General features: G+C 38.1%; 18 protein-coding genes and 3 pseudogenes. 13 read left to right on the top strand and 8 right to left on the bottom strand.

Translation table 11 applies throughout. The annotated features are described in order from the left end of the window. Positions 1-236: 236 nt before the first annotated feature. Positions 237-1,283 (top strand): FUSC family protein, encoded by a 1,047-nt coding sequence (locus ACJZU6_RS20205; protein WP_327772855.1) that lies wholly within the window; start codon positions 237-239, stop codon positions 1,281-1,283. 15 nt (positions 1,284-1,298) lie between these two features. Here ACJZU6_RS20205 and ACJZU6_RS20200 read toward each other — a convergent pair whose 3' ends face one another. Further along, positions 1,299-1,607, bottom strand: a complete 309-nt coding sequence (locus ACJZU6_RS20200) for a c-type cytochrome (protein WP_394166169.1) — start codon at positions 1,605-1,607, stop codon at positions 1,299-1,301. 175 nt (positions 1,608-1,782) lie between these two features. Further along, entirely contained in the window at positions 1,783-2,613 is an 831-nt protein-coding gene (locus ACJZU6_RS20195; RefSeq protein WP_408901525.1) for a DNA ligase, read from the bottom strand. Between the two features lie 427 nt (positions 2,614-3,040). On the opposite strand from ACJZU6_RS20195, the gene ACJZU6_RS20190 reads away from it, so the two are divergent. Next, entirely contained in the window at positions 3,041-4,099 is a 1,059-nt protein-coding gene (locus tag ACJZU6_RS20190) for a PTS transporter subunit IIC (RefSeq protein ID WP_408901229.1), read from the top strand. Positions 4,100-4,150: 51 nt separating this feature from the next. On the opposite strand, the gene ACJZU6_RS20185 is transcribed toward ACJZU6_RS20190, so the two are convergent. Next, on the bottom strand, positions 4,151-4,660 hold the full coding sequence (locus ACJZU6_RS20185) for a hypothetical protein (RefSeq protein ID WP_327779536.1): 510 nt from the start codon (positions 4,658-4,660) through the stop codon (positions 4,151-4,153). A gap of 289 nt (positions 4,661-4,949) precedes the next feature. Here ACJZU6_RS20185 and ACJZU6_RS20180 point away from each other — a divergent pair, with 289 nt between their 5' ends. Then, positions 4,950-5,645 carry a hypothetical protein gene (locus tag ACJZU6_RS20180; RefSeq protein ID WP_408901228.1) on the top strand — a complete coding sequence of 232 codons (696 nt, stop codon included), beginning with the start codon at positions 4,950-4,952 and terminating at the stop codon, positions 5,643-5,645. Positions 5,646-5,715: 70 nt separating this feature from the next. Here ACJZU6_RS20180 and ACJZU6_RS20175 read toward each other — a convergent pair whose 3' ends face one another. After that, complete coding sequence (locus ACJZU6_RS20175) at positions 5,716-7,203, bottom strand: NAD(P)-binding protein (RefSeq protein ID WP_408901524.1); 1,488 nt, start codon at positions 7,201-7,203, stop codon at positions 5,716-5,718. Positions 7,204-7,761: 558 nt separating this feature from the next. On the opposite strand from ACJZU6_RS20175, the gene ACJZU6_RS20170 reads away from it, so the two are divergent. From ACJZU6_RS20170 to ACJZU6_RS20155, 4 genes are all read left to right on the top strand, one after another. Beyond that, positions 7,762-8,802, top strand: a complete 1,041-nt coding sequence (locus ACJZU6_RS20170) for an OmpA family protein (protein ID WP_408901227.1) — start codon at positions 7,762-7,764, stop codon at positions 8,800-8,802. 268 nt (positions 8,803-9,070) lie between these two features. Further along, positions 9,071-9,502, top strand: coding sequence for a hotdog fold thioesterase (locus ACJZU6_RS20165; protein ID WP_080155808.1), 432 nt, complete (start codon positions 9,071-9,073; stop codon positions 9,500-9,502). A gap of 1 nt (position 9,503) precedes the next feature. Then, complete coding sequence (locus tag ACJZU6_RS20160) at positions 9,504-9,740, top strand: DUF3389 domain-containing protein (RefSeq protein WP_080155809.1); 237 nt, start codon at positions 9,504-9,506, stop codon at positions 9,738-9,740. Between the two features lie 170 nt (positions 9,741-9,910). Next, the gene (locus ACJZU6_RS20155) at positions 9,911-10,906 is read left to right on the top strand and encodes an outer membrane beta-barrel protein (RefSeq protein ID WP_408901226.1); all 996 of its coding nucleotides are present in this window, start codon (positions 9,911-9,913) and stop codon (positions 10,904-10,906) included. A gap of 142 nt (positions 10,907-11,048) precedes the next feature. Here ACJZU6_RS20155 and rodA read toward each other — a convergent pair whose 3' ends face one another. Beyond that, on the bottom strand, positions 11,049-12,140 hold the full coding sequence (gene rodA, locus ACJZU6_RS20150) for a rod shape-determining protein RodA (protein WP_080155811.1): 1,092 nt from the start codon (positions 12,138-12,140) through the stop codon (positions 11,049-11,051). 255 nt (positions 12,141-12,395) lie between these two features. Between rodA and ACJZU6_RS20145 the strand changes: the two genes are divergently transcribed. Continuing rightward, on the top strand, positions 12,396-13,298 hold the full coding sequence (locus tag ACJZU6_RS20145) for an ROK family protein (RefSeq protein WP_408901225.1): 903 nt from the start codon (positions 12,396-12,398) through the stop codon (positions 13,296-13,298). 76 nt (positions 13,299-13,374) lie between these two features. Here the strand turns inward: ACJZU6_RS20145 and ACJZU6_RS20140 are convergent, their stop codons facing one another. Then, positions 13,375-14,535, bottom strand: a complete 1,161-nt coding sequence (locus tag ACJZU6_RS20140; protein WP_235865759.1) for an MFS transporter — start codon at positions 14,533-14,535, stop codon at positions 13,375-13,377. Positions 14,536-15,092: 557 nt separating this feature from the next. Next, positions 15,093-16,049, bottom strand: coding sequence for a ribosome biogenesis GTPase YlqF (gene ylqF / locus ACJZU6_RS20135; RefSeq protein WP_107277125.1), 957 nt, complete (start codon positions 16,047-16,049; stop codon positions 15,093-15,095). A gap of 471 nt (positions 16,050-16,520) precedes the next feature. Between ylqF and ACJZU6_RS20130 the strand changes: the two are divergent. Beyond that, positions 16,521-16,640, top strand: a pseudogene (locus ACJZU6_RS20130) (AlpA family phage regulatory protein); the annotation flags it as partial. A gap of 325 nt (positions 16,641-16,965) precedes the next feature. Beyond that, positions 16,966-17,163, top strand: a pseudogene (locus ACJZU6_RS20125) (DNA phosphorothioation-dependent restriction protein DptF); the annotation flags it as partial. Positions 17,164-17,170: 7 nt separating this feature from the next. On the opposite strand, the gene ACJZU6_RS20120 reads toward ACJZU6_RS20125, so the two are convergent. Continuing rightward, positions 17,171-18,348 (bottom strand): IS3 family transposase gene (locus ACJZU6_RS20120; protein ID WP_408901224.1). Its coding sequence is split into 2 segments (ribosomal slippage): positions 17,171-18,090 and positions 18,090-18,348, totalling 1,179 coding nucleotides; the frame shifts between segments, so codons are not numbered across the junction. A 61-nt stretch (positions 18,349-18,409) separates the two neighbouring features. Here ACJZU6_RS20120 and dptF point away from each other — a divergent pair. From dptF to dptH, 3 genes and pseudogenes are all read left to right on the top strand, one after another. Then, on the top strand, positions 18,410-19,819 hold the full coding sequence (gene dptF, locus ACJZU6_RS20115; RefSeq protein ID WP_408901223.1) for a DNA phosphorothioation-dependent restriction protein DptF: 1,410 nt from the start codon (positions 18,410-18,412) through the stop codon (positions 19,817-19,819). A gap of 1 nt (position 19,820) precedes the next feature. Continuing rightward, on the top strand, positions 19,821-21,161 hold the full coding sequence (gene dptG / locus ACJZU6_RS20110; RefSeq protein ID WP_408901222.1) for a DNA phosphorothioation-dependent restriction protein DptG: 1,341 nt from the start codon (positions 19,821-19,823) through the stop codon (positions 21,159-21,161). Further along, positions 21,142-24,798: pseudogene (gene dptH / locus ACJZU6_RS20105) on the top strand (DNA phosphorothioation-dependent restriction protein DptH); the annotation flags it as partial. The gene dptG and the pseudogene dptH, both read left to right, overlap by 20 nt. Positions 24,799-24,803 lie beyond the last annotated feature (5 nt).

The following is a 24,803-nucleotide window of genomic DNA, read 5'->3' as shown; positions in this document are numbered from 1 at the left end:
ATCAATGGTGCTATGTAGTGTGATATATCGATAAAGATCGTGGTGATAAGTTGATTTTAAAAAATGCATAGATTGTATTAAAACAGCTATTAAACAACATTGATGTGATTAAGTTGGCTTTTGCAGTGATAACTTATGCACTGGTAGTTGCTAGAATCCATTTTGTGTTGCTGGTGATTTTGAAAATCATGTGTTATTGATATTTGTTTTAAACATGTGTGTGGTAGCTACACCAAATGAAAACCTTACACCAACAGATCATTAAGTACATGCGCTTGTTTCATGTACTGCGTATTATTATCGCTTGTGTCATTGCTTTTTCAGTCGACATTGTTTTTAAATTACCTTATGGCACATGGGCACCAATTACTATTATTGTCGTGATGTCTGCTAAGTATTCAGGTGAAGTGTCAGATAAAGCCAGTCAACGAATACTTGGTACCACTATTGGGGCAATTTTAGGTCTGTCGTTGTATTTTTTCCCAGTCGATAATGTTTATTGGCATTATGGCTCATTGATTGTAATGCTCAGTGTGTCGCTTTACTTTACTCTAGGAAAATACGCCTACAGTGCGATTTTAACGTCAGTGACATTGGTGTTAGTTGCGGGTAGTGGTCCTGGGGATTTACATATTGCATTATGGCGTACGACTAATGTGCTATGGGGTGGGTTAGTGGCGATCATTGCGAGTCAATATTTGTTTCCAGCTAAAGCAACCGATCATTTCAAATTGGCTTGTGGTGATTTCTTACGCTTATTTCATCAAAACTATTCTGAGCATAATGCGTTGGTTAATAGTGATGATGCTTATCGTGAAATACCGTTATCTCAGTTACGCCAAACATTAAATAAGATCACGTCATTAGAATCGAGTATTGGTCATGAATCGCCTGCAATGAAACAGCCTGTTAAAAAGGCGATAGCTTGTCAGGTAAGAATGTTCAATTTATTAGAAAATATTACTCAGACGCAATGGCGACATCAATACAGTAAAGAAAAAGTACAAGAAATACGGGCTTTATCACAAGCAAAAGAACAGTTATCACGAATGTGTGAACAATGTGGTGAAGATTTATTATCAGCCCAAAAGCCATTAATGGTGATCAATAAAAGTCAGCTTGAGATATTGGCGTTATATCCCAAATTAGCCCCAAGTGCAGATAGCCGAACCGATATTAGTTATTACGGCTATTTGTGGCTTAATCGAGAATTGGCACGTCAGGTTGCTGAGCTTTCTGAATGGTTGTGCCAATTTGAAACGATTAAAAATGATGCACAGTAGTGTAAGCGCTAATGATTATTTCATCGCTGAATAATAAGCGGCAATATCTGCCAGATCTTGTGTGTTTAGATTTTGTAGCTGACCTTTCATCATGGTTGCCATTGGACCAATACGCATATCATTAGTATAAGCCTGCATTGCATCATATAGGTATTGCGGTTGTTGGCCAGCAAGGTTGGGGTAACTCGGTTGTGGTGCAATACCATTACTACCATGGCAGAAACGGCAACTTGGGGTTTTAATTTCCCCTTTGCTAGCGTCGCCTTTTGGCATAGCGTAAGCATTAGTGCCAATTGTACTAATGAGCAGTATAGCGGTTGTGATAGTGCGAAAACCGTTAAATAAGTATGTCATTATAAGCCATTTGTTGTAAAAATTATGATTGTTAGTACAAAACGATACCATAACTAATCAATGACTTAATCTGTATTTTAAGGTAAATAGTGTAACAATAAATGTCATAGGAAATTACAATTGATACCTTTGAGGATTAATTTTATTAACTATCAGGATTGTCTCGTACTCGAATAAAGCGCGCAAAACGAGGGATTCCATTATCGGTATAGCCGTTGTAGCGATATTGAATCGTTGTGCCTATCGCTGGTGGTGATTGCCGCTGTTGGTCGTTAAAACCTGATCCAATTTTAAAGGTATTATTAGAGGCTGTTTTTACCCAAACAGAACCCATCATGCCTTGGTATTTACCATTGCCTTCTTCATAACCAATAATTATCGCTTCTGCATCGTGATGATTTTTGAGTTTTAATAAATGCTCAGTTCGGCCAGACGTATAATTATTAGATTTATGGTGCAGCATTAAGCCTTCACCATCATTACTGCTAATAATATCGAGCCATTGCACTAATATTGCCAGATTATCGAGTGACTTGTGTTCAACCCATTGTAAATGTTTTAGTGGTTGGTTGTTTTGATCGCGTTGTTGCTCTATTAATGCTTGTAATTGGCGATAACGATCGCTAAATGGTGCACTGTTATGCGGAAGATCAAACACCATATAATTGACTTTTTTCCATGCTAAATCATCAGGTTCATTATCAAGTACAATACGTGTTAATGCTTGAAATTGGCCGCGTTCAATCCACAGTTCGCCATCTAATGAAGTACTCGGAAAGTTGGCATAAAACCATGTTGGTGCATGAATAATATTGCCTGTTTTTGTCAGCAACTGTTGACCATTCCAATAGGCGCGAATGCCGTCTAATTTTTCGCTCACTAAATAATCAGTAACAGTGAAAATATCGTGGATTTGGTTGTCATCACTATAATGTGTGGCATTGAGTTGATCGCTAGGTAAACTTTTAGCCAGCATCAGTTGTGGTTGCTCTGCTGCAAGAGGAAAACTTAATGATAGGCCAATTAAAGCTGCTATTGGGGTTAAATGCTTATTAAAATATTGAAATTTAGAACTATCATGACAATGTGACAGCGGCTGATATTGTAATAAAGGCATGATATGTATTCCTAGTAAGCACAAGAGGTATAACAGTAAATAAATGCCATTAATGGGTAAATTATAATGATCTATTTTTGATGATGTTTGTGCTGATGTTGGAGTTACGTAATGTGAATTAAGTTACAGTTACATGATTTATGTGCCAAAGGTGCTAAATAGGAATGTATTATGTGAGCGTTAATTATGACTAAAATGATAAAAAAAGTAACTTATTAACTGTGTTTATCGACAAGCTAAGGTAAAATTCTGTCACTATCGAACTCTTTATGTGGTCTTTGTTGTAATGCAGTCTTCTTTATCACGCTTTTTTACTCGAGCTAATCAGTTCCTTATTTCTAAAAATATCACTATTTCTTTTCATTGCTATTTTATTCATGCAATGAGCTTTATGGCGCTAGGTTTATTTTCATCACTATTGATTGGCTCTATTTTAAATACGATTGGGATTAAATTTTCGATCCCACTATTGAGTGATGTATTGTGGCCAATAGCAAAGCAAATGACAGGGCCAGCTATTGGTGTGGCTATTGCTTATGCATTAAAAGCGCCGCCATTAGTTTTGTTTTCATCAACCATTGCTGGTGCTGCGGGGGCGGCAATGGGGGGGCCTGTTGGGGCTTATGTCGCCAGTATTTGCGCTGCCGAATGCGGTAAATTGGTCGCAGGCGAAACTAAAGTTGATATTTTAGTGACGCCAGCAGTAACTGTATTAGTAGGCGTTATGGTTGGCAGTTGGATTGGCCCACTAGTGGGGGCTGTGATGACTCAATTTGGGCAATTGATTATGTCTACCACTCAACTACAACCGTTGTTAATGGGAGCATTAGTTGCTGTATTGATGGGCATGGCATTAACTTTACCTATTAGTAGTGCTGCAATTGCAATTATGTTGAGTTTAAATGGTCTAGCTGCGGGGGCGGCGACAGTGGGTTGTGCTGCACAAATGGTAGGGTTTGCGGTCATGAGTTATCGCGTAAATGGTTGGGCAGGTATTTTTGCTCAAGGACTCGGTACTTCGATGCTACAAATGCCAAATATAGTTAAGAATTATAAAATTTGGATCCCTCCGATTGTGGCTTCTGCAATACTTGGCCCTATTGCGACTGTTGTGTTTCACATGGAAAATACGCCACTTGGCGCTGGAATGGGAACATCAGGATTAGTCGGGCAGATTCAAACAGTAATCGCAATGGAACAGCCAGGAGTGAGTAGTGGTTATATTTACGGATTAATTGTATTAATGCACTTTATTCTACCTGCGTTAATCACTGTTATTGTGGCATATATTATGCGCCGCCAAGGGTGGATAAAAGACAGTGATCTGGTGTTAAAATTAGGCTGATAACTGTTGTTAATTATGAGTCATACTCGTTATTGGCAATGATACTGATCATTAACGCTTTGCTAATGTCGTTATTTGTTGTTCAGCACAACGAAAGAAAGCATTGGCTTGGCGTTGACTTGCAATAAAAGTGAGTGGGTTTAATCCTTTAATATGTAACTTTGTACGGTAGCTGTGTGCTTTAAAGGCTTCGGCAAATTGTTGTGGGCTGATATTATTAACATCATTTGCAATCGTTGTTGTATAAATAACAGTTTTATCGTCTACGCGCTTAAATAAATTGTGATCCACGACATAATTAAACTTTTGATGTGATTCGATATTATCCATCGCATGTTGGGTTAATTCTCCTCGAGATGGCGCTTGCAGATTGTTGAGATGATAGACTTTAATGTCATAATGGTTATTTCTATTGGTCGACATGGTTAATACAATATTATCTTGCAGGCGTTGTTCTTTGACCGTGAGTGTACATTGTGTGTCGGTTTGACTATAGGTTGAGTTTTCAAGCAAAGGTAATGAAAATGCCGACACAGTTAAAAAAATTAGTGGTGTGATCATAAAAAGTACCTTTGGTTATTTTGTGGATTAAAACCGACTAAATTAATCCTAGTTTGGTTGGCTTGTTTTTATTGAATAATCTCACAAGATATTATGGCTGAAACACATTATTAATATTGAGAATCGACCGAGAATTTCTCTGAATTTATTAATTATTAAAGTTTTTTTCCAAAGACATAACATTATTTGATAGAGAGTTAACAATTTATAATCAGTAAAATGTTAATCTCATCAATAGTTAAATGTATTAGTTGTTCTTAATCCGAAAAATAAAATGGAGAAAGTGATTATGTCTACTACAACAAGCAAAAAACCTTTGTTATTCTCTTTTTTAGCACTTATTGCTGGTGGTGTTATTGGCTGTGGTGTTGGAATGAAAATAGAAAAAAGCGCAAGTGCTCCGAACTTATTGACTTGTCAGCAGCAAGTACAAGCTCAAACGGAACAAATTAAAAAGAGTGAACAGCAAAATCAATTATTGGTAGCAAGTAATGAGAAACAAAGTCAGCAGTTAGAGCAAACAACAAAAGACTTAACGGCAATGACGGAATTAGTGGATAAGCAAAAAAAGGAATTTTCAGCTCAATTGACTTTACTTGCCGAGAAAAAACAAAAATTGGCAGCAACCACACAAAAGTTGGAAGTGACCAAAAAGAAATTGAATACTGAAGTTGTTAAGTTAAAAACAGCCACGACTAAGCAACAAGTGGTTATTGATAAATCTCAGCAGTATTTTAAACGCCAAGCTGAAATGCAAGCCAATGTTAAAGCAACGCAAGCCAATATTGCAGAGTTAAAGCAAGCGGCAAAAGGCTTTAAAAAAGCATGTGATGAATTTAAATCAGGTAATAGCTGGAATTGGGTCTCACAAAAAGATTGTGATAACTATGATCAGCAATTGGAATTATTAAAAGATAAGCAAGCGTTATTAAATTCTCAACAGCAGGCATTAGCGGTTATAAATGCTGAAATTGGTAAAAAATAAAGTAGATTTTGTGTAGGTTATTGATACTAAAAGTAGCTGCCAACACAGCTACTTTTATTGTTATTGGAGGCTATTTTATATTGTGGCCAATAGGGCGAGCAAGTGACGTTGGAAAACCACGTTCAGCCGCTAATTTTTCTGCATAAGTCACTATATCGTGTAGGCTTAGCTGCTGAGATACGGGAAATTCATTTTCACGAGTTTGTAGTATAGGTTGTGAAATTAAATTCAATGCTGCTAACTGGTCAACAATAGCATCAGCAACAGATAATGCAGATGATGCTTTCACAATTTCAGAGCGCGCATAGCGCTGATGTGAATAAGAAACATCGGCAGCGCGTAATGTTGGATCATTGCCTGGTATTTGTTGCGCGCCAAATAATGGTTTCCCGCCGACAGTTGCTTGTTCAAATTTACCGACAAACTGCGCCATATGATTAATTGCGCGCTGAGTGCGTTGTTCAATCTCTGGTTGTGACCAATGCTGCTGCAATTTCTCTTTAAAAGACGCATCTAATTGTGGCTGAGCACTGGTTGCATCTGATGACACTAATCCATTTTTAAACAGTGTAATGTCTTGTGTCATACCATGCAGTTGAAAATAGCCATCAGGGTATGGGGTTAATTGTGCCATACCATTAGGGGTGCCACGCTCACCATGGAAAATGACTTCTGGCCATTGAGCATCACATTGCGACCAGTGAGTAATATAAGCCGCTTTAAATTCAACCATGCGTTGACGTGGAATGTGCACTAAGTCATCAATGGTTCCTGTACGATAACCGCCAGCATTCACTAAATAATCAACATTAACTTGATGTTGTTGATTAGTTGAATTTTGATAGTTAACTTGCCAACCTGTGCCTTGTTCTCGTTCAGCTAAAGAGATCACTTTGCTATTAGTATGTACATGGCATTGCGTCAGTTTGTCTAATGCTAAAGTCAAGGTTGCAGCAATTCTAAAAACACTTAAACCATATTCTTGCACCATGACTAATGGGAATTTGAATTGATCTAAATTAATCGATTTAGCGACAGGGATCATCCATTGATCTGGCGTTAGCGGATGTTCAGGATTAGCTTGTAATGCAAGAGACTCTAAGTCATGGCGTTGATACAATTTAAAGTAATCTTTTGGCTCACCAAGAACACGGTTTTTAGAATCCTGTTCGACAAGTGTTTGGTAAGTTTGTTGTAATAACGTTAGACGGGGTAATAAGTCATTGGGGTTACCTGCATCATTACAAGGAATCGCAATAACGGTCGGTCTGATATTGGTGGTGTGACGGTAAACGCGTAACGTATCAATAGATTGCTTGAGTAACGTTATGCATTGTTGATCTGATATTTCACGATAAAGATTACCGCCTGCATGCAAGTGGCAAATTGGAGGGCCATTAACTAGGCTTTTTCCTTCCTCAAAAAGTTGAACATGAATACCTTGTTCAGCTAATCGAAGTGCAATAGTTGATCCTGCTATACCACCACCAATAATACCCACAGTTGTTGGTAAATTTGAGTGGGGCAAGGATGTTATTTTACTTTTAATTAAATTCATCATACTTGAACACGTAAATCAGCTAAAAACAACAAAAGGATTTATTTAATATAGACATGCACAATAAATCCTTTGAATGGATAAGTTGAACTATTTTACGTTGTAATAAGGTAAAGAGAAATAGCAGTGAATTAAAATCCCATTAAAAGGCTATTTATAGCATTGTTATAGGATTTTTTTTGTTGGTGCTATGTTTAATTCTTTATTGGTATGGCAAAATTTTTAATTTTATTGTGTTGGTTTTGTTATTTTATTTAAGTATGTTTACTGTGTTTTATAATGACGACAGTAATATTAGTTATGTTCTTAAAAAATATTTTTTGTTTTTTTTGAATAAATATAGAAAAACAATATTCCAATAAACTCTTTATTATCAAGTGGTTGTATTTTTTATCTGCTTGGGGTATTTATTTATTCTGGATTTTTATTTTTTCTTTTGCTAGATTTAATTTTGTTTTTTGAACTTAAAGATAAAAATATGGTCGTGAATTATATTTTTATCTTGAGATATCGAAAAATAGCAGTAGTAGTGGTAACAAATATAATAAAGGATAAATAATGTCTAAAATTAATCTAGTGGTTTTACCTCTTGCACTTCTTGTTTCAGGTGCAGTAAACGCAGCAACAGAAAACCCATTCTATGCGGGTGCTCGTGCTGGTGGTGTTCATTATTCTGATTTCGATGCGAAAGCAGGTGATCTACACTCAAACCCAAATCAATCTCTTTCAATCGACAAAGATGATTTTGCTGGTGGTATCTTCATGGGTTACAACGTAACACCATGGTTTGCTGTTGAAACTGGTTACACTTGGTTAGGCGAAGTTACTCTTAAGAATGATGACCATCATGACGCTGGTAAAATTGAACAGCAAGTTATCGATCTTGTTGGTAAATTTACTTACCAAGCGACAGATTCTTTAGATGTTTACACTAAAATCGGTGGTGCATGGCAGTTCTCTCGTTACAAAGATAACAACATCTCAGATCGTGACGATAGCTTAATCGCTACAGCGGGCCTTGGTGCTGAATATCATTTCACAAAAGACCTTTCTGCTCGTGCTGAATACCAGTACTACCACGATATGGAAGTGAAGCCTGCCGATACTAAACTAAATTGGGATGCACACTACTACGGTGTGAGCCTTGTTTACGGTTGGGGTGCAGCAGCAGCTGTTGTTCCTGTCGTTGCTGAAGTTGTTGAAGCATCAACAGTTCAACTTGAGCCAATCTCTGCTGTAATGCCATTTGCATTTGATAGCAACGAGCTATCTGAGCAAGACATGCAGCGTCTTGAACCAATTGCACAGCGTCTTGTGAACTTCCCTGAGTCACAACTTGTTGTTATTGGTCACACTGATAATTCTGGTGCAGAAGCATACAACCAGAATCTATCTGAAGAGCGTGCACTTACAGTTGCAACGTACTTAACTGAGCACTTCAACATTGACCCAAGCCGTGTATCTGCCGAAGGTCGTGGTGAGCTAGATCCAGTAGCATCTAACGATACTTCTGAAGGTCGTGCTCAAAACCGTCGTGTTGATGTAACGACTCCTGGTTTTGAAATTGAACAAGCAGCTGAAGAAGCTATTGCTCAATAATATTGTTTATTCAATATTAATCGATAAATAACTGTCGATATTATTACAAAAAAGCGCCTGATGGGCGCTTTTTTTATGTCTTAATTTATTGAAATTTAAATGTTTAATAGTAGCTGTTATCGGTGCTATTCTGCTTAATATTTTTATTTGTTCGTGATATCTGCATAACAATAATAAAGTATCCTTTTTCTGACTTATGTTGAGAGTGGTATCATAGTTATTAAATAAAACAGTAACTGGTATACATAATAAATAAGCGGAGAATATTATGGCGATTTGGCAACGACCGTTTACGTTAGATCTTTTTAATCAGACCTCTAAAAATACATTAGTTGAGCACTTAGGGATTGAATACGTTGCTGTTGATGATTCATCACTGTCAGCGACGATGCCTGTTGACTCACGCACCCACCAACCATTAGGTATGTTGCATGGCGGCGCCTCTGTAGTATTAGCCGAAACGTTAGGATCATTGGCAGCAAACTTTGCCGTTAGCAGTGAATACTATTGTGTGGGTTTAGATATTAATGCGAACCATATTCGTGCGGTTCGTAGTGGTTTTGTTACTGGTAAGGCGACACCGTTGCATCTTGGCGCCACTACACAAGTATGGCAGATTGAAATTCGTGATGAACGTCAGCGTTTAGTGTGTACTAGCCGTTTAACGATGGCTGTTTTGAAACATAAAAGCAGTAAATAGAATGATAGTTACTTTTTCTCAAGGCAAAATTATCGCAACGCAACATGAAGTTGTTGTTCGAATTGATGGTAATTGTCGAATAATGATGCAAGCACAAGTTGATGAATTAACATTAATTGGTGGTGCTAATGTGATCACTGCTGTCGGCAGTGGTTTGAACTGGTCTGTGAAATTAGACACTGATGAACAACTGCAACAGATCGCGACTGAAATAGGTATCGCTATCACCCAATATTAATCCATTAGCTTATTTTTATATTGAATGAGCGAATGGTGATATTTAATGCAACAGAATGATTTTATTTCTATTTACGTATGACAATGAAATACTATTTTGGCATTATTAAATGAGTTTGCAGATCATTGCATTCAAACTTATTTAATATTAATCACGATAAAGTAAATAGTATGTCTAATAAATATTTTGCACTGTTACCATTGGCCGTTCTTATTTCTGGTGTAGCTCAGGCTGCACCTGCTAACCCTTATTATGTTGGTGTTCGCTTAGGTGATGCTAATTACTCTCATTTTGAACAAAATAATCATGCATCTAACCTTGGTCTAAAGCAAAACGATCTTGGTGCTGGTATCTTTGCAGGTTATAACATTACGCCATGGTTTGCAGTTGAGACGGGCTATACTTGGTTAGGCGATGCACAAGTTGATCATCAAAATATTAAGCAACACGCGTTTGATTTAACAGGTAAAGCGACATGGCATGTTAATGATAGCTGGGGCTTATTCGCGAAAGCGGGTGGTAGCTATATGCTAACGGCTTACCATGGTAATGGTGTGAGTGATACTGATGATCATCTTGTTGGTACAGTTGGTGCTGGTGTTGAATATCAATTAACCGATCATCTATCAACGCGCCTTGAGTACCAGTATTATCATGATTTATCATCAAAGCCTCGTGGTACTGATTTAGCGTATAACTTTGATACTAACTTCTATGGTCTAAGCCTTGTTTACAACTGGGGTGCAGCGCCGATAGTTGATACGATCGCGCCTGCAATAGCGCAAACAGTGACTATTGAACCTTCAACATTATCATTAGATTATGGTGTTAATCAGTATAAATTAACGGCAGATAATGAGAGAGCGCTACAGCCAATGGCTAAACGCTTAACTCGTTACCCAAGTGCAACGATTGTGGTAACTGGATATACCTCTAATACGGGCACAGCAGCTTATAACCAAGCATTGTCTGAAAAGCGTGCTCATGCTGTGGCATCGGAGTTAGCAAAATACGTGACAAACCCAACTCAAGTGACAGCACAAGGCATGGGTGAACAGCACCCAATTGCAACCAATGCAACAGCTGAAGGTCGTGCGCAAAACCGTCGTGTAGAAATTACATCACCAGCATTAAAAATCGCCACAGAAGCCGCTTCTGAGCGTTAATCTGTATTAATAAAACAGGCTGTTATTGAAGAGCCTGCTATTTAATAAAATTTACGTTAATAAAAAAGCAGCAACAAAAAGGCCAGCCTGTTGATATAAACAGAGCTGGCTTTTTTATTAAATAAATTAGGCGTTAATGACTTTATTTACATGGTGCACAAATAGACTTTTTACGCAGACAAAGTGACATGATCATGCCAAATATTGCCCCTTGCGTAATAATGGCAGAACCACCGTAGCTAAAGAAAGGCAGTGGGCTTCCCATTACTGGCAACACGCCACTCACCATGCCGATATTAATGAAGCTATAAAGAAAGAAGCTTAATGCAAAAGCAGCACTGACTAAACGTGCAAATGGTGACTCTGATTGATTTGCTAACCAAATCACTCTAAACGTCATAAAGGCGTAAATCCCCAATAGCAAAACGCTGCCCCAATATCCCCATTCTTCAGCAAAAGTTGAGAAAATAAAGTCAGTATGGCTTTCTGGAATAAACCCTAAATTACCTTGAGTTGCATCAGTCCAGCCTTTACCACGAATACCGCCAGAACCAATGGCAATTTTTGATTGAATGATCTGATAACCAGAACCAAGAGGATCAGATTCGGGATCAAGGAACTGTAATACACGCTTTTTCTGATAGGTTTCCATCACGAAATACCATGCTAGCGGTATAGTTACGCCTATAATACCTAAAACAGTTGAAATTAACTTCCAGCTCATACCCGCATAGTAAAGTACAAATAATGCATACAAAATAGTAAAAATAGCACCATCAAGATCGGGCTGAATGAATATAAGCCCCGCAGGAATGGCGGTTATCATCAGGCAAACCAGTACTTTTTTAAGCGTTGGGCGTCCTGCTTCTGCAATTAATACCCATGCAATCATTAATGGAACGGCAATTTTAACTAATTCTGAAGGTTGAAAGCGAATTGGACCAAGAGCTAACCAGCGTCGAGAGCCATTAGTACTGTCACCACTAACAAACACACCTAGTAAAAAAATCACAGTAATAACAAATAAATAAGGAGCATAGCGTTGGTAGGTGGCCGGAGGAATGGCGGACATTAGAATCAATACACCAACGGCGAGTATGCCTCGAACAAGGTGACGCTCAATAATAGGTACACTAAAGCTACTAGCACTCCATACAGTTAATGAACTAAATGTGATCAAAAGGAGAATTGATATACAGAGTGGTAGATCAAGATAAGGGCGGTATTTATTCATTAAGTACTACTGTAAACCACGCGTAATTGCGCATCGATGATAATTACCGCTACTTTAAAATATTATCGCTTAGCTACAAGAGATATTTTGCAAGAAAATGTATTTCTGTCGCAATGGGCGAATAAATAGACAAATTATTGTTTTAAATAGGGCTAATAATCACTGTTGTTGAGTGTTTTTTCGACAGCGTCGCAGTATTTAATACTATGCCTCACGTATAATTACTGAAAATAATACAATCGCAGTGGAGTAGAAATGGATCGTTATTACTGGGGTGTTGATTTAGGCGGTACTAAAATTGAATGCGCCATTATTGAGCGTAGCACGGATAAATGTGTAGTAAGAGAGCGCATAGCAACAGAAAGCGATCAAGGTTATGCCCATATTTTAAATCAGATTAAATTACTGATTGATAGGTGTGCTGAACAATTAGGCCAACGACCTATCGCGATTGGCTTTGGCACGCCAGGCACGTTAGATCCTCATTATGGTGTGATGAAAAACTGTAATTCAACGGCGCTTAATGGCAAACCGCTTGATAAAGATCTTTCCCAGTTATTAGATGCACAAGTGGTATTGGCGAATGACGCGAATTGTTTTGCGTTAGCTGAAGCGCATTTTGGTGCGGCTAAACGTGTAAAACCGAATGCTGAAGTGGTGTTTGGTATCATCATGGGTACAGGCGTTGGATCGGGTATCGTTGTTAATGGCAAAGGCTTATATGGTTGTCATGGTATTGCCGGAGAGTGGGGGCATAACGTGATTGAGCCTAATGGCGCCCTTTGTTATTGCGGTCAATCAGGGTGTTTAGAAACCGTTATTTCAGGTAAAGGTTTAGAACGGTTCTACTTTGAACAATCTGGCGTTGAATTATCATTACCAGAAATTGTGGCACGCACGGCTGATGATGAACATGCTCAAGCAACGATGGCTAGAATGTCACATTACTTTGGTATTGCTGCGGCACAGATCATCAATGTGCTTGATCCCGACGTAATTGTTATCGGTGGTGGTGTCGGCAACATTGATGCTTTATACCAACACGCTCAACAAGCAATATTACCGCATTTATTTAATGGTGAATTAAACACCCAGATTGTGAAACCAGATTTAGGTGATAGTGCTGGTGTCTTTGGTGCTGCGGCATTAGTGAAGTAAATTGTAAGTAATGAATAATAAAAAGGCGTAATAGCAATGTCGCTATTACGCCTTTTTTAATAGGGTATGATTATACTTAGCTTGCCAATACTTGAGGCTTGCGTTGTAAACTTGCAAATAGCATATAAATAGCTGTTGCCAGTAGTACGATAAAGAAGAAATCCATCAAGCCATTTTGTTCCGCCATGAAGCTATTCGCACCAATTGGACCTAATGCAGAACCAATACTGTAACTAAATAGCATTACTTGAGTGGCAGCTACAATGTAAGATGAATCTAAATTATCACACGCTAATGTAATCGCAATAGGGTATAACGCAAATGCTGACATACCTAATAATGCTAATGCACTGACTAGCATGATGTAATCTGACGATAAGTAGGTTAATCCCATAGCAAATACACCTAATAATGACATCAATGCCAATAATAAAGTTTTGCTCATGCGAATAGATAACTTACTAATAATAGGCTGAATAACCATGCCACCTAAAATAATTGCCGCCATTAACACACCAATTTGGTTGGTTGTTAGCTCACTCTTTTTAAGTGCAAGTGGCATTAAGCCATAAATGCTACCCATTACTACGCCAGAGGTAATACAGCCAATAATTGCCGGCTTGCTCAAGCGTGAAATTTGTTTTAGAGACAATATCTGATGGCCACTGCTATCAGGTTGACCTTGCTTGATCAGTAATGGCGGTAAAATAGCAATTAACAGTAATGCCATAATAACAGCAAACGGAATAAACCCTTTAACACCAAAATAACCCACAGCTAGCTGGCCTACTGTTGTGCCACCGTATAATGACGTCATATAGAAGCCAAGACGTTTAGCACGCTCTTTTGCGCTATCGCCAATCAATAACCATGATTCAACAACAACAAAAATACCCGCTACAGCAATACCCGCGACTAAACGCGCAGATAACCATAATTCTTTATATGGAAAGAAAGGTAACACAGCAACCGTTGACGCTAATAATGCAAGAAAGCTAATAAAAGCAATACGGTGACCTATTTTGGCTATAACAGGTTCAATCATTAATGATCCTATTAATAAACCAATATAATAGATACTTGCTAACCAACTGGCATAACTACTATCAATATTAAAGTTTGCTAATGATAGCGGGATCAAGCTCATTAAGTAGCCTGAAGCAATTGCAAATACAGTTAGTCCCGCAACTGGCACCAACATGCCATTGCTTTTGTGACAAGTAGTAGTTTGTTGCACTACCGTACTCTCCACATCCAAATTCGGTTTAGGTTATCTGTCCCTTTTAATAAAGGAATACTCTTTAAGAGTCGTCAAAACTCACCTATCAGAAAAGAGAGGAGAGTTAAATAAGAGACAGCGCTGTTTAAGTTACTTTCGACTGAAAGCTGAGCGATTATTCACGTAATATTGGCATGAGTAAAATGAGAAAAACTAATCCGAAATGATGTTTTTATTTATAATTTTGTCGATATGAAATAAATGATTAGAGGTAGGTTTAATTGTATATTATCAATAGTGTTGTTGGTGGTGGAAAATAGTTATTATTTAATGGGTTATAATCATTATTGTGCTGAATTAATGAATGAATAACAGTAAAATCATTAGTGCTGTAACTGAGTTCAAACGTAGGGTTTTATATTATTAACACGAAAATAATTAATGATGACCAATAAAATTTTTTTTGTAGTGAAAGATTTGTTAGAAACATAAAAAAAGTCACTTCATCAGATATAAATTAATAAACAGATAGAAATGACTATTAAAACTTATGTAAAAAAATATTGTTTTATTACTTAGCGCTTATTTTTAAGGTAACGCTTGCGACGTTCTTCTTTTTTCTTGATTTTTTCTTCTGTTTTACGTTCTTCAGCAATCGCAACATTGATCAATTCTTCAGTGATCATTTCAGGATGTTCAAGCGTGATATTACCTAAAGTACCATTACGTAATTCATTAATTAAAATCACAGAGGCTTTGTGTAAATCAACACGACCACCACCTTTTAGGCAGCCACGCTTACGGCCGATCTCTTCGATTAATTCAATTGCAGACTCAGGAAGATCATCGTCAAGGTTGTAACGCGCTTTGATTAAATCAGGGTAAGCTTTAATTAGGTATTCAATACTAAAGAAGCCAACATCAATATAATCCATGGCCGTATCTTTAATCGCACCAGTTGCCGCTAAACGAAAACCACTGTGCGGGTTCTCTACTTTAGGCCACAAAATGCCAGGGGTGTCAGACAGTAAAATACCATTATCTAAATTAATACGTTGTTGCTGGCGCGTTACGGCAGGTTGGTTACCTGTAATTGCAACAGTACGACCCGCAAGGGCATTGATAATAGTTGATTTACCTACGTTAGGAATACCCATGATCATGGTACGAATTTTCTTACCCGCTTCTTCACGCTGTGGCGCAAGCTTACGGCAGAGATCCATGATCTGGTTTACTTCGTTTAAGTTCTCGGTAGTGATCGCAATCGCTTTTACACCTTGTTCTTTTTCAAGGTGATTGATCCAAAGTTGGGTCATTTCAGGATCAGCTAAATCACGCTTGTTCAGTACTTTAACAACCGGTTTGCCATCATTAGTTTCACGGAATGATTTGATCAGCGGGTTTTCACTACTAAAAGGAATACGGGCATCTAGCACTTCGATGATCACATCAACTTTTGGCATTGCCTCTTCAATTTCTTTACGGGCTTTATGCATATGGCCCGGGAACCACTGAATTGTTTGACTACTCATTTGATTTATATACTCTTTATTTTTCTAGTTAACCTATGGAGTACAACCAGAGGTACTAAAATTTACTGTAAACGATAACGGTGGACGGTATTTCCTATCCACACTGGTAATGCTGCGATCGCTTACATACAAATACTTATCACTGAGTTTACCATAACTGCTAGGGGATGCTTGTCCGTTAATGTATTTAGACGTTACAGCGCCGTAAGCATGGTTAGTTATTGTTCGGATTTATCTAATACTTGATCTGCTGTCATAGGAGTATGAACAACATAGTCGTTTGGTTTGTGCATAGCATTGATTTCTTATGCTTAATGAGCTTCTACACAAGGATGATATGTGTTTGAAAATTCTTTAATTTCGGATTTATGAGGGTAGTGAGTTAAGGCAGAGTAACGAAGGCTGGTGGGCATAATTAAAAAATACGTACTTCGCCAATTTGATGAATGAAACAACGTAAAGGAATTCATCATGAGATTCATCCGCTTAAAAGAAGTCATGCACGTAACAGGTTTAGGTCGTTCTAGTATTTATAACTACATGGCAGAAGGGCGCTTTCCTAAAACAGTATTGTTAGGTGGAAGGGCGGTGGTTTGAGAGTGAAGTTGAATAATTGATTCAGGCTAAAATAGCCAAAGAATAAATTAAATATAATGAGTGTTCTATAGCTGGATAAACGTATGGGCTACAAAACACGACAGTATAACTAGCAAAAAATCAAACGTACATACTCACTCTTACAAGAGGGCTATCTATGGGGGGAATATATTGGTGATCTTATTTGAGTCAATTTAATGCCACTATTATCTTACTTTTTATAATTTAATAGTGAAAAAAACTCTATAAAAGAGTAAATTAAGCTCAAAGATATGCATTGAGTTTAGTCTTTGGCTTAGGCTATGAAGGTAACTATTGAATGAAGTTAATTGAAGTATTGTCGATTCTATCGAAGTCATCTCCTTTTGCGGTGAGTACTGATAGAACTGATGAAAGTATATTACAATCTTATAAAGATTACTTATATATTGAAACAGAAGTAGAAGCTGATTTTAAGAAAAACTTATTAGCATTAAAGAAGGATGAAATTATCTTTCTTTGTGGTAGCAGCGGTGATGAAGTGGTCAAGTAAAATTGGCCACTGATTTGTATTCATTATTAAATCGGCGTTCTGATTCATTAGGCGTCAAGCCACCGTTATATTGATGGGGCCTGACTTGGTTGTAATATCGGATAATGTATTTAGTGATCGCCACTTTAGCTTCATTCGATGAACGATAACCCGCCGTTGGCATCCATTCTGTTTTAAAACTTCTAAAAAATCGTTCCATCGGGGCGTTATCCCAACAATTTCCACGTCGACTCATACTTTGTGTAATTTGATACCGCCAAAGTAATCGGCGAAATTGTTTACTTGTATAATGACAGCCTTGATCGGAATGAAACATGACACCTTTAGGCGCCCCTCGAACTTCATAAGCCATCGAAAGGGCTTTACCTGTTAGATCTGTATTGGGTGAGCCTGACGTTGCCCAGCCAATGACCTTACGAGAAAATAAATCAATCACAATAGCAAGGTACAACCAACGTTGTCCTGACCAAATATATGTCACATCGCCACACCAAACTTGATTAGGCTCAGTAACTGCAAACTGGCGATCTAATGTATTAGGGATATTTAGATGTGCATTTTCTGCTTTTTTATAACGATGCTTCTTAACCTGGCAACTAACTAACCCTAATGTTTTCATGACGTTAGTGGCTTTATATCGACTTAACGGCACGCCTTTAGTTGTAACGATACCTGCAATCGTTCTGGCTCCTGCAGAGCCACCACTAGCACGATGTGCAGCCTTCACTTCACTAGATAATAGCACTTGCTCTTTTGACTGCGTTTTGGGCCGTTTAGCCCAATATTTATAGCTACTGCGATGAATGTCAAAGACATTGCAGAGGATAGATACAGGATAATAAGCTTTTAATTCATCAACTAAAATGAAGTTTTGAATGAGTCCGAGGCCAAAAGAGCGGTTGCTTTTTTTAGTATTTCTTTCTCCATTTCAATCCGTTTAATCTTCTTTTCTAATTCACGAATTTTAAGCTGGTCAGGTGTCATTGGTGTTGCTTTTGGTGTAATCCCATCACGTTCATCTTTAAGTTGTCGAACCCACTTATCCATTGTTGATTTACCGACATTCATTGCTTCAGCGGCTTCTTTTATGGAGTAGCCTTGATCTAAAACGAGTTGTGCTGATTCTAATCGAAATTCGGGTGTAAAATTAGGACGTATTCTTTTAGTCATAGTGTCACCTATTAAATTATGAGGTGATGATATCACCTCTAACTAGGTGGCCAAATTAACTATGCCACTTCATGACGGTAAATCTGAAATTCTTACGCGTTATAAAGATGATAATAAATCACGTGTTGATTTTCATTTAGATGCGACTCATAGTTTTACGCCTAACCAAACAGCAATAGAAGCACTAAACGAGTGTTTTTCTAAATTTAAGGATGTTGGTAAGCCGCTTGTTGTTGGTATTAATATTGGTATGTTGGGTAACTATGCTGAAGAAGGTGCTGAGCGACATAATAATGTAAAAGCATCGATAAAGGCCTTTTTAGAAAACCGAACGAATGATATTTCGTCTAACCACATATTTATTGATTTCGAACAATATCCAAAATTTACTCTTGGCCATGAGGTAAGTACATCCGATTTTGCCGCTCAATTTCTTGCTCGCTTAACTAAGCCGACTTTAGATAATCCTTTTTTTGCTCTTTATGATAGTGAAGTAAAAAAATTCGGCCATAGTATGCTGACTGCGAATTATGCTTTATTGAGTCTAGATGCTGTTCAAAATAACGTTATCGCTTTGTTATTAAAAGCTCGTTTGATCAAAGACCAATTTCTAACCGCTCGTGCTTTACTGGATTTTGTTTTCCAGATATTAGCAATGGAAGGTTATCTGTTTGATAATTTATTCTCGAGTGCGGACAACGAGCTACTAGAGCACATTCAAAGTTTTGACCCAAGTAATATTCATACTCGCAAGATTGATGAGTTTGTTTTGCAATTTGGCTTAGGCATTGAAGATGATGGTTTTATTCAGTTGAAAGAGCAAGTGAAGCCACTAGGTGTATTCTATTTATCAAGTGCAGCTTCTTACCTGCGCATGGTGTACTTGTTAAAAGATGAAGAACATTTTTCGAACGCATATATTAACGAACTGAAAGTTGATTTTGATAACTCTTTAGTGAATCAGTATGCAAATACTTGGTTGCTTCACCGTGAATTTGATGGTTCTGGAAAACAGAAAAAAGAGCTAAATAAGTTTTATAAAGATATTCTCATTGCGGCTATCCACCGCTACTGTAATCGTAACTCTCCAATGCTCGATAAAGACCAATTTTTTATCTCCGAATACAACGGCTTTAAAACGGCTACTGAGCTTGAGGTGAAACCTGATTTCACTGCGATTAAAACTCAAGGTGTGAGCAAAATTGGTTATTTCAATGCTTACATTCGAGCTGATGATAAAACACTTTTTCCTATGCCAATTAGTATCAACTTACTTGAGTTACTAGAGAAGATTAATCAGGGGTATAGACCTAATAAGCATGATAAAAACGCGGTGCTTCTGTTAGATGAAGTAATTGAACAGGTCATTACTGTTGCAAATGAGAAAAACACCCTGTTTATCCTGAAAAATTATAAGCGCTACAAGATCGTTAATGAAGATGATGAGTATTTCGAAGTGAGTGGTATTTAAGATGATAATGGATAAATATATTAAGCCGTTTAATCCGAAGTTGCCACAAACGGTGGAAGACATACCGAATAAAAATAGTTTGAATAGCTATCTGCCTATTCGTACCAAAGGTAATGATTTTGATAGCAATGCGGTGATAGGCCTTGTATTGCGAGGGTTATTACGAAAGAAGATCGAAGGCTATAAATACGAAGATTTTGTTTCTGATTGTCATTCTACATTTGAAGAGAAATTAGGTGAAGAAGAGTTCTGGGAAGTATTACGAGAGATGTACTTTGATAATAAAGACATCTTCTCTGTGAGTCCTGAGCTTTTGTTATTTCGTGCGCAAAAAGGTGAATTTTCAACAGGTGATTCTCGTGTTGCTTCGATGTTTACTAATTTACTTCAGAATATGCGTGTCGAAGAGTTTGATGCAAAACTCAACTTTATCGAACGAGAGATGCTTTCAACTCTGCGTGACAAGATGAAAACCGATTCATTAATGCAAGCAAGTGAGCATCCTTACTTGCCATACTTATCTAAAGCATTCCGTGATGATTTGAAGTTTTTGGCAAGCCGGCCTAAGTATCTATTGAGTGAAATTGAATCCTTCTTATCTTTTTATGGTTTTGCTTACACTGCTCAGTTGAGCTTAGCACTCACAGATTGGCGCGCTGGTGAAGAACCAGTTGCAAAGCCGTTATACTTCATCATGGATCATGAGCGAGCTAGTAATGAACGTACGCACATTAAAAATCACGGCTACAAGCTGTTCAATGAATCTGCGACTCGTTTGTTCCCAATGCTAACAATGCTAGAACTGCTTCAGCCTTGTATGGGTGAGAATAGTATAGCTAAAGTACCATTGTGGACTATTTCAAAGGGTATTCAAGAATCTCGCTATGAACATCTAAAGAGTGAATTAGAGAACTTTGCTCGAGCATTTAAAAGTCAACGTTCTTTGGATACATTACTTGATGAATCTGAATGTGCGCTAGATTGGTTAGGCAACATTATGAAGTTGGCTATGGCGCAATTTAGTGTTGGTGAGCGATTCAACATCAACAAAAAGTACGTTTCTGAAGTAGAGAAGCACCTCGCATCTAACTTTATTCAAAGTCGAGGACGAAGTGGTCAAGTATTGGTACTCAATCAAGACTATACCATTTTATTAACCAATCTTGTTGTTGGAGATAAGGATAAACTCCGATTCTATGAGCTGGTCGCTGCATTTAGATTGCGTGGCATTTTCATTGATAAACAAACCGAACAAGAATTAATTAAATTTTATGAGCGCATTGGTAATGTTGAGCGCATGAGTGATAGTGGAGATGCAGTTTATGTCCGTAAAACAATTTGAGACATTCCTAGTTGAACAGTTTCTAGCTGATGCTGAAACTCATATCAATGCAGGCTTCCGCTATCAGTTCAAGTCACCTGATAATGAGAATAGTGTTCGTTTGTATCAAGCGATGATTGCTCATTCATATAACAGCATTAATACAAGTAATGGTACTGAATTGCCATTTATTGAGCTATCGAACTGTAAGATTGTGCCTGTCATTCATAGTGATAGCCTTTGTGATTATCAGGGGTTTACCGAAAATTATATTTCACATCTACGTGATGAAGTCGCAAGTCAGTCTGGTTACTTGAAAGGCTGTGCACTCGTGGTTATTCACAATAGCTTGCTGGATACTCTTATTAACTCAGCAGAAGATCTTGCTCAGCTTGGACAGGTATGGAGTCCTGATAAAATCAAAGTAGCAATGAAAGGGCTAATAGATCAACAGGATAAAGGTCGGGATGTCTCTAATTGTCTTCTGGATGATCAATTTGATTCGATCCTTGAAGATGGTGCTACCATGTTTGGTTTTGAGTCGCTATACAAAGCTGTGGAAGATGGTGATCTGCGCTTCAACGAACTTGGTATGTTTGAAGATCCGCTCGTTGCAGAGATGAGCGGTAACCCGAAACAAATTAAAAAACGTTTGGAAGATAACCGTGCACTCTATGAAGAACTTTCTTTTGAAGTAGAACATTTTGGTGATCAGCTGCAGGATCGTTTGAAGTCGTTTGGTGAAAAATTCATTAACGAAAATTTCTCTGAAACTGATGCGTGGAAAGATGTTGAGTTTGAAGCGTTTTTGCAAGAGAAAAAACGTAATGCGCAGCAGCAACTTGTCCTTGAAGAGGAGCAAGCTAGCGAAGGCGTGACCGTTACTGCGCGTAACCGTGCCGAAACCAAAGCCGGCATGCGTGATCGTCATCTTATCATTGAGCTCGATGAAGGCGTTAATGACTTTGAATTGAAGTTGATTTTCCAAGGTGCAAGCAATCTAGAAAAGAGTCAGTTTAAAATTCAACCAGCTAAAGCACTCGGTAATCAAGAAGTGATTTCAACGTTGAATGGCTTAAAGACGACCCGAGCAACCTTGAAAGGTATTTACAACAACGAACCGTTGTTCTTTAACCTAGCTCTCAAGCGTGAGAACAAATCTGAGGTCTACAACTTCCGCTGTCTCGTTATTCGTAAGGGTGAGTTTTACATTGAGCCGTTCAAAAACATCTTCTTGATCGAGCCTGCGGCTGCGAAGCAGCGTTTAACCTTAAACATGGAAGAGAATAAGCTTCAGATTCGAGCTGATGAGGGGACTGCTTGTTCTTTGATGGATGCAAAACAAGTCGTAGACGTAGCAGAACACTCACTGGTGGACTTTGAGGTGCTTGCCAATGAAGCAGATGAAATTGACTTCGCTGTTAAATCAGGTGACAACCAACTTAAGTTCAATGTCGAAGGTGCAGTAGCAACAGACTCGCTAAGTTTGCCTTTGCTACTGAACCGAGGACGTTACCATAAGTTATTCAAAGATGAATACAACGGCGAGTTTTACTCCCAAAAAGGTAAAGTTGGCATCGATAACAGCGAATTTATTGTATCTGGTGTTCGTTTAAAACTGCTGCGCTGGGAAGAAGCCTTCATTAATGACAAAGTCGTGTCTATTTCTGACTCTGACACCATTAAGTTGGATGATGTACAAGCCATTGATGACGCAATACATTCATCCTATGTCGAATTGTATGATTACCTTGAACAGCGCCGTAGTACGCCATCTTTAGCTTCTTGGGGGGATGATTTCACGACGCTTGTACAAAATGTAGTAGATGCAAGTCTTGTTTATTTCGAAGCAATTCCAACGGGCAGTATGCTGACTAAAGAACAAAAAATAGCATTACAAATTGGCTTGGTTAAGTCTGACGGCGAAGAATATTACTCTCCATTCCATCCGTTAATCTTGGCTTATTACCTAAATCTACGAAAAATTATTCGTGAAGATGAAAGCTTTACTAGCTTGCCAGATGTTACGTTTGAGCGCCTATCGCCAAAAGGCTTGTTGCCATATGTTTATCATCCTAAGCATGAGTTTGCTTATAATCAACAAGTGAAAGAAAATGCGTTTTGGATTAAGAGTGTACCTCAGGAGAATAGTTCACTAACGTACATTCGTAAACTTGTAAAAGAAAAAATCGAAGAGTTCCAAACTGCATTTAGTCAATTATTCACAGGTTCTGAGAAAAGCATCATCATTAACGCGGTGAATCAAGATAGTGCTGAAGAAATGTTCATGGGGTTAGTGGATTACATTCGTATCAATCAAGAACAAGCTGCTTCGATTCATATTAACTTTTATGATGACAAACTCATATTTAATGCGTTTGATCATTTTGCAGAAACATCAAATTACGATGAATTAAAAGAGTGGTTAGAGCTAAACAAAGGCAAAGTACGTGAAGTGGCAGATACCATCATTGATATCCTTCGCACTCGTTTAACTTACAGCAAGTTTACCAATGAGCAGGTGAATAAAGGCGGACAGTCATACGCGCACCTTTCATTTTTCCGCAACAATGACAAAGTTGACTGCTCAGACATTGCAATTGAAGACATGGCTTCTGGCATCGCATGTGATGGCTTGTTAACGGGGGATGCGTCAGAGAGTAAATCTGGCTCTTACTTTACTGGCTTTGGCTTAAAGGGTACGGATTATCAAGACTTCCCACACCTGATGATGGCGAAGTATGTTGGTGCTTTACTCAAGCCAGCACTAAAACCCAATACACAGTATCATGGTGCAAATGCCGTTGCACTGGCAGTGAGTGAAGATTTTAAAGGTCAATTAGAAAGCTCATACAATAGCTCAATTTGGACAACTATTATTGATCCCAAAGTGACATTAGATTTCTTCCACAGTAATGAAGATGTCGTTTTGATTCACTATTCCGATCAGTACACTAGTTCATCCAGCTATGATGCGATTACCGTTACGGCTCAGCGTGGTTTGTTTGAAAAAGTTATCAAGCAAGGTGATGGTGGTCAAATCAACGAGTTCAACGCTTTTAATGGTGATTGGCTATTGAAGATGATGACGTGTGCAGCAACCATCAATAAAGAGCGTAAAGGTGTAATTGGTGCTTATAAGTTTGTTACTAGCTTAGTGTATCATTCAGACATTACCTGGGTTCCGCTTTCTGTGGCTGAAATGATCCGTGTATCAGGTAATATCGGCTTGAAAATGTCAGATAGCGAATTCTCTCGTAACGTTCAAGGTTATAAAAAAGGTGAGATTTCTGATGATGTATTGCTTGTTGGTTTTAAAGATCAAGATATGTACTTGCTGCCTGTGGAAGTGAAAACTGGCTCAATCCCAGACTACAAAAAAGCAGTCAAACAATCAAAAGAGCTATTGCGCTATCTAAGTGAAGATTTGCTTGGTAATGACAACTTGGCAAGCAAAATTTACCGCGGTTTATTCATGCGTCAAGTTCTAATGCAGGTAGATAAGTATCGCTTATACAATGTGTTCGCGGGAGATTATTTTGATACCTTATTAGCCAACAAAGAAGAATGGCTGAAAGGAGATTATTCATTAGCAAAAGTCTCTAATTACCCTGATGGCTTTGTGGTTAGTCATCTTGAAGGTGTTAGTTGTTTACAGCTGAA

The organism is Photobacterium piscicola, from assembly GCF_046058925.1.
Lineage (GTDB): Bacteria > Pseudomonadota > Gammaproteobacteria > Enterobacterales > Vibrionaceae > Photobacterium > Photobacterium piscicola.
The sequence above is the reverse complement of the archived record's forward strand: the minus strand, read 5'-3'. Positions and strand labels throughout refer to the sequence as shown.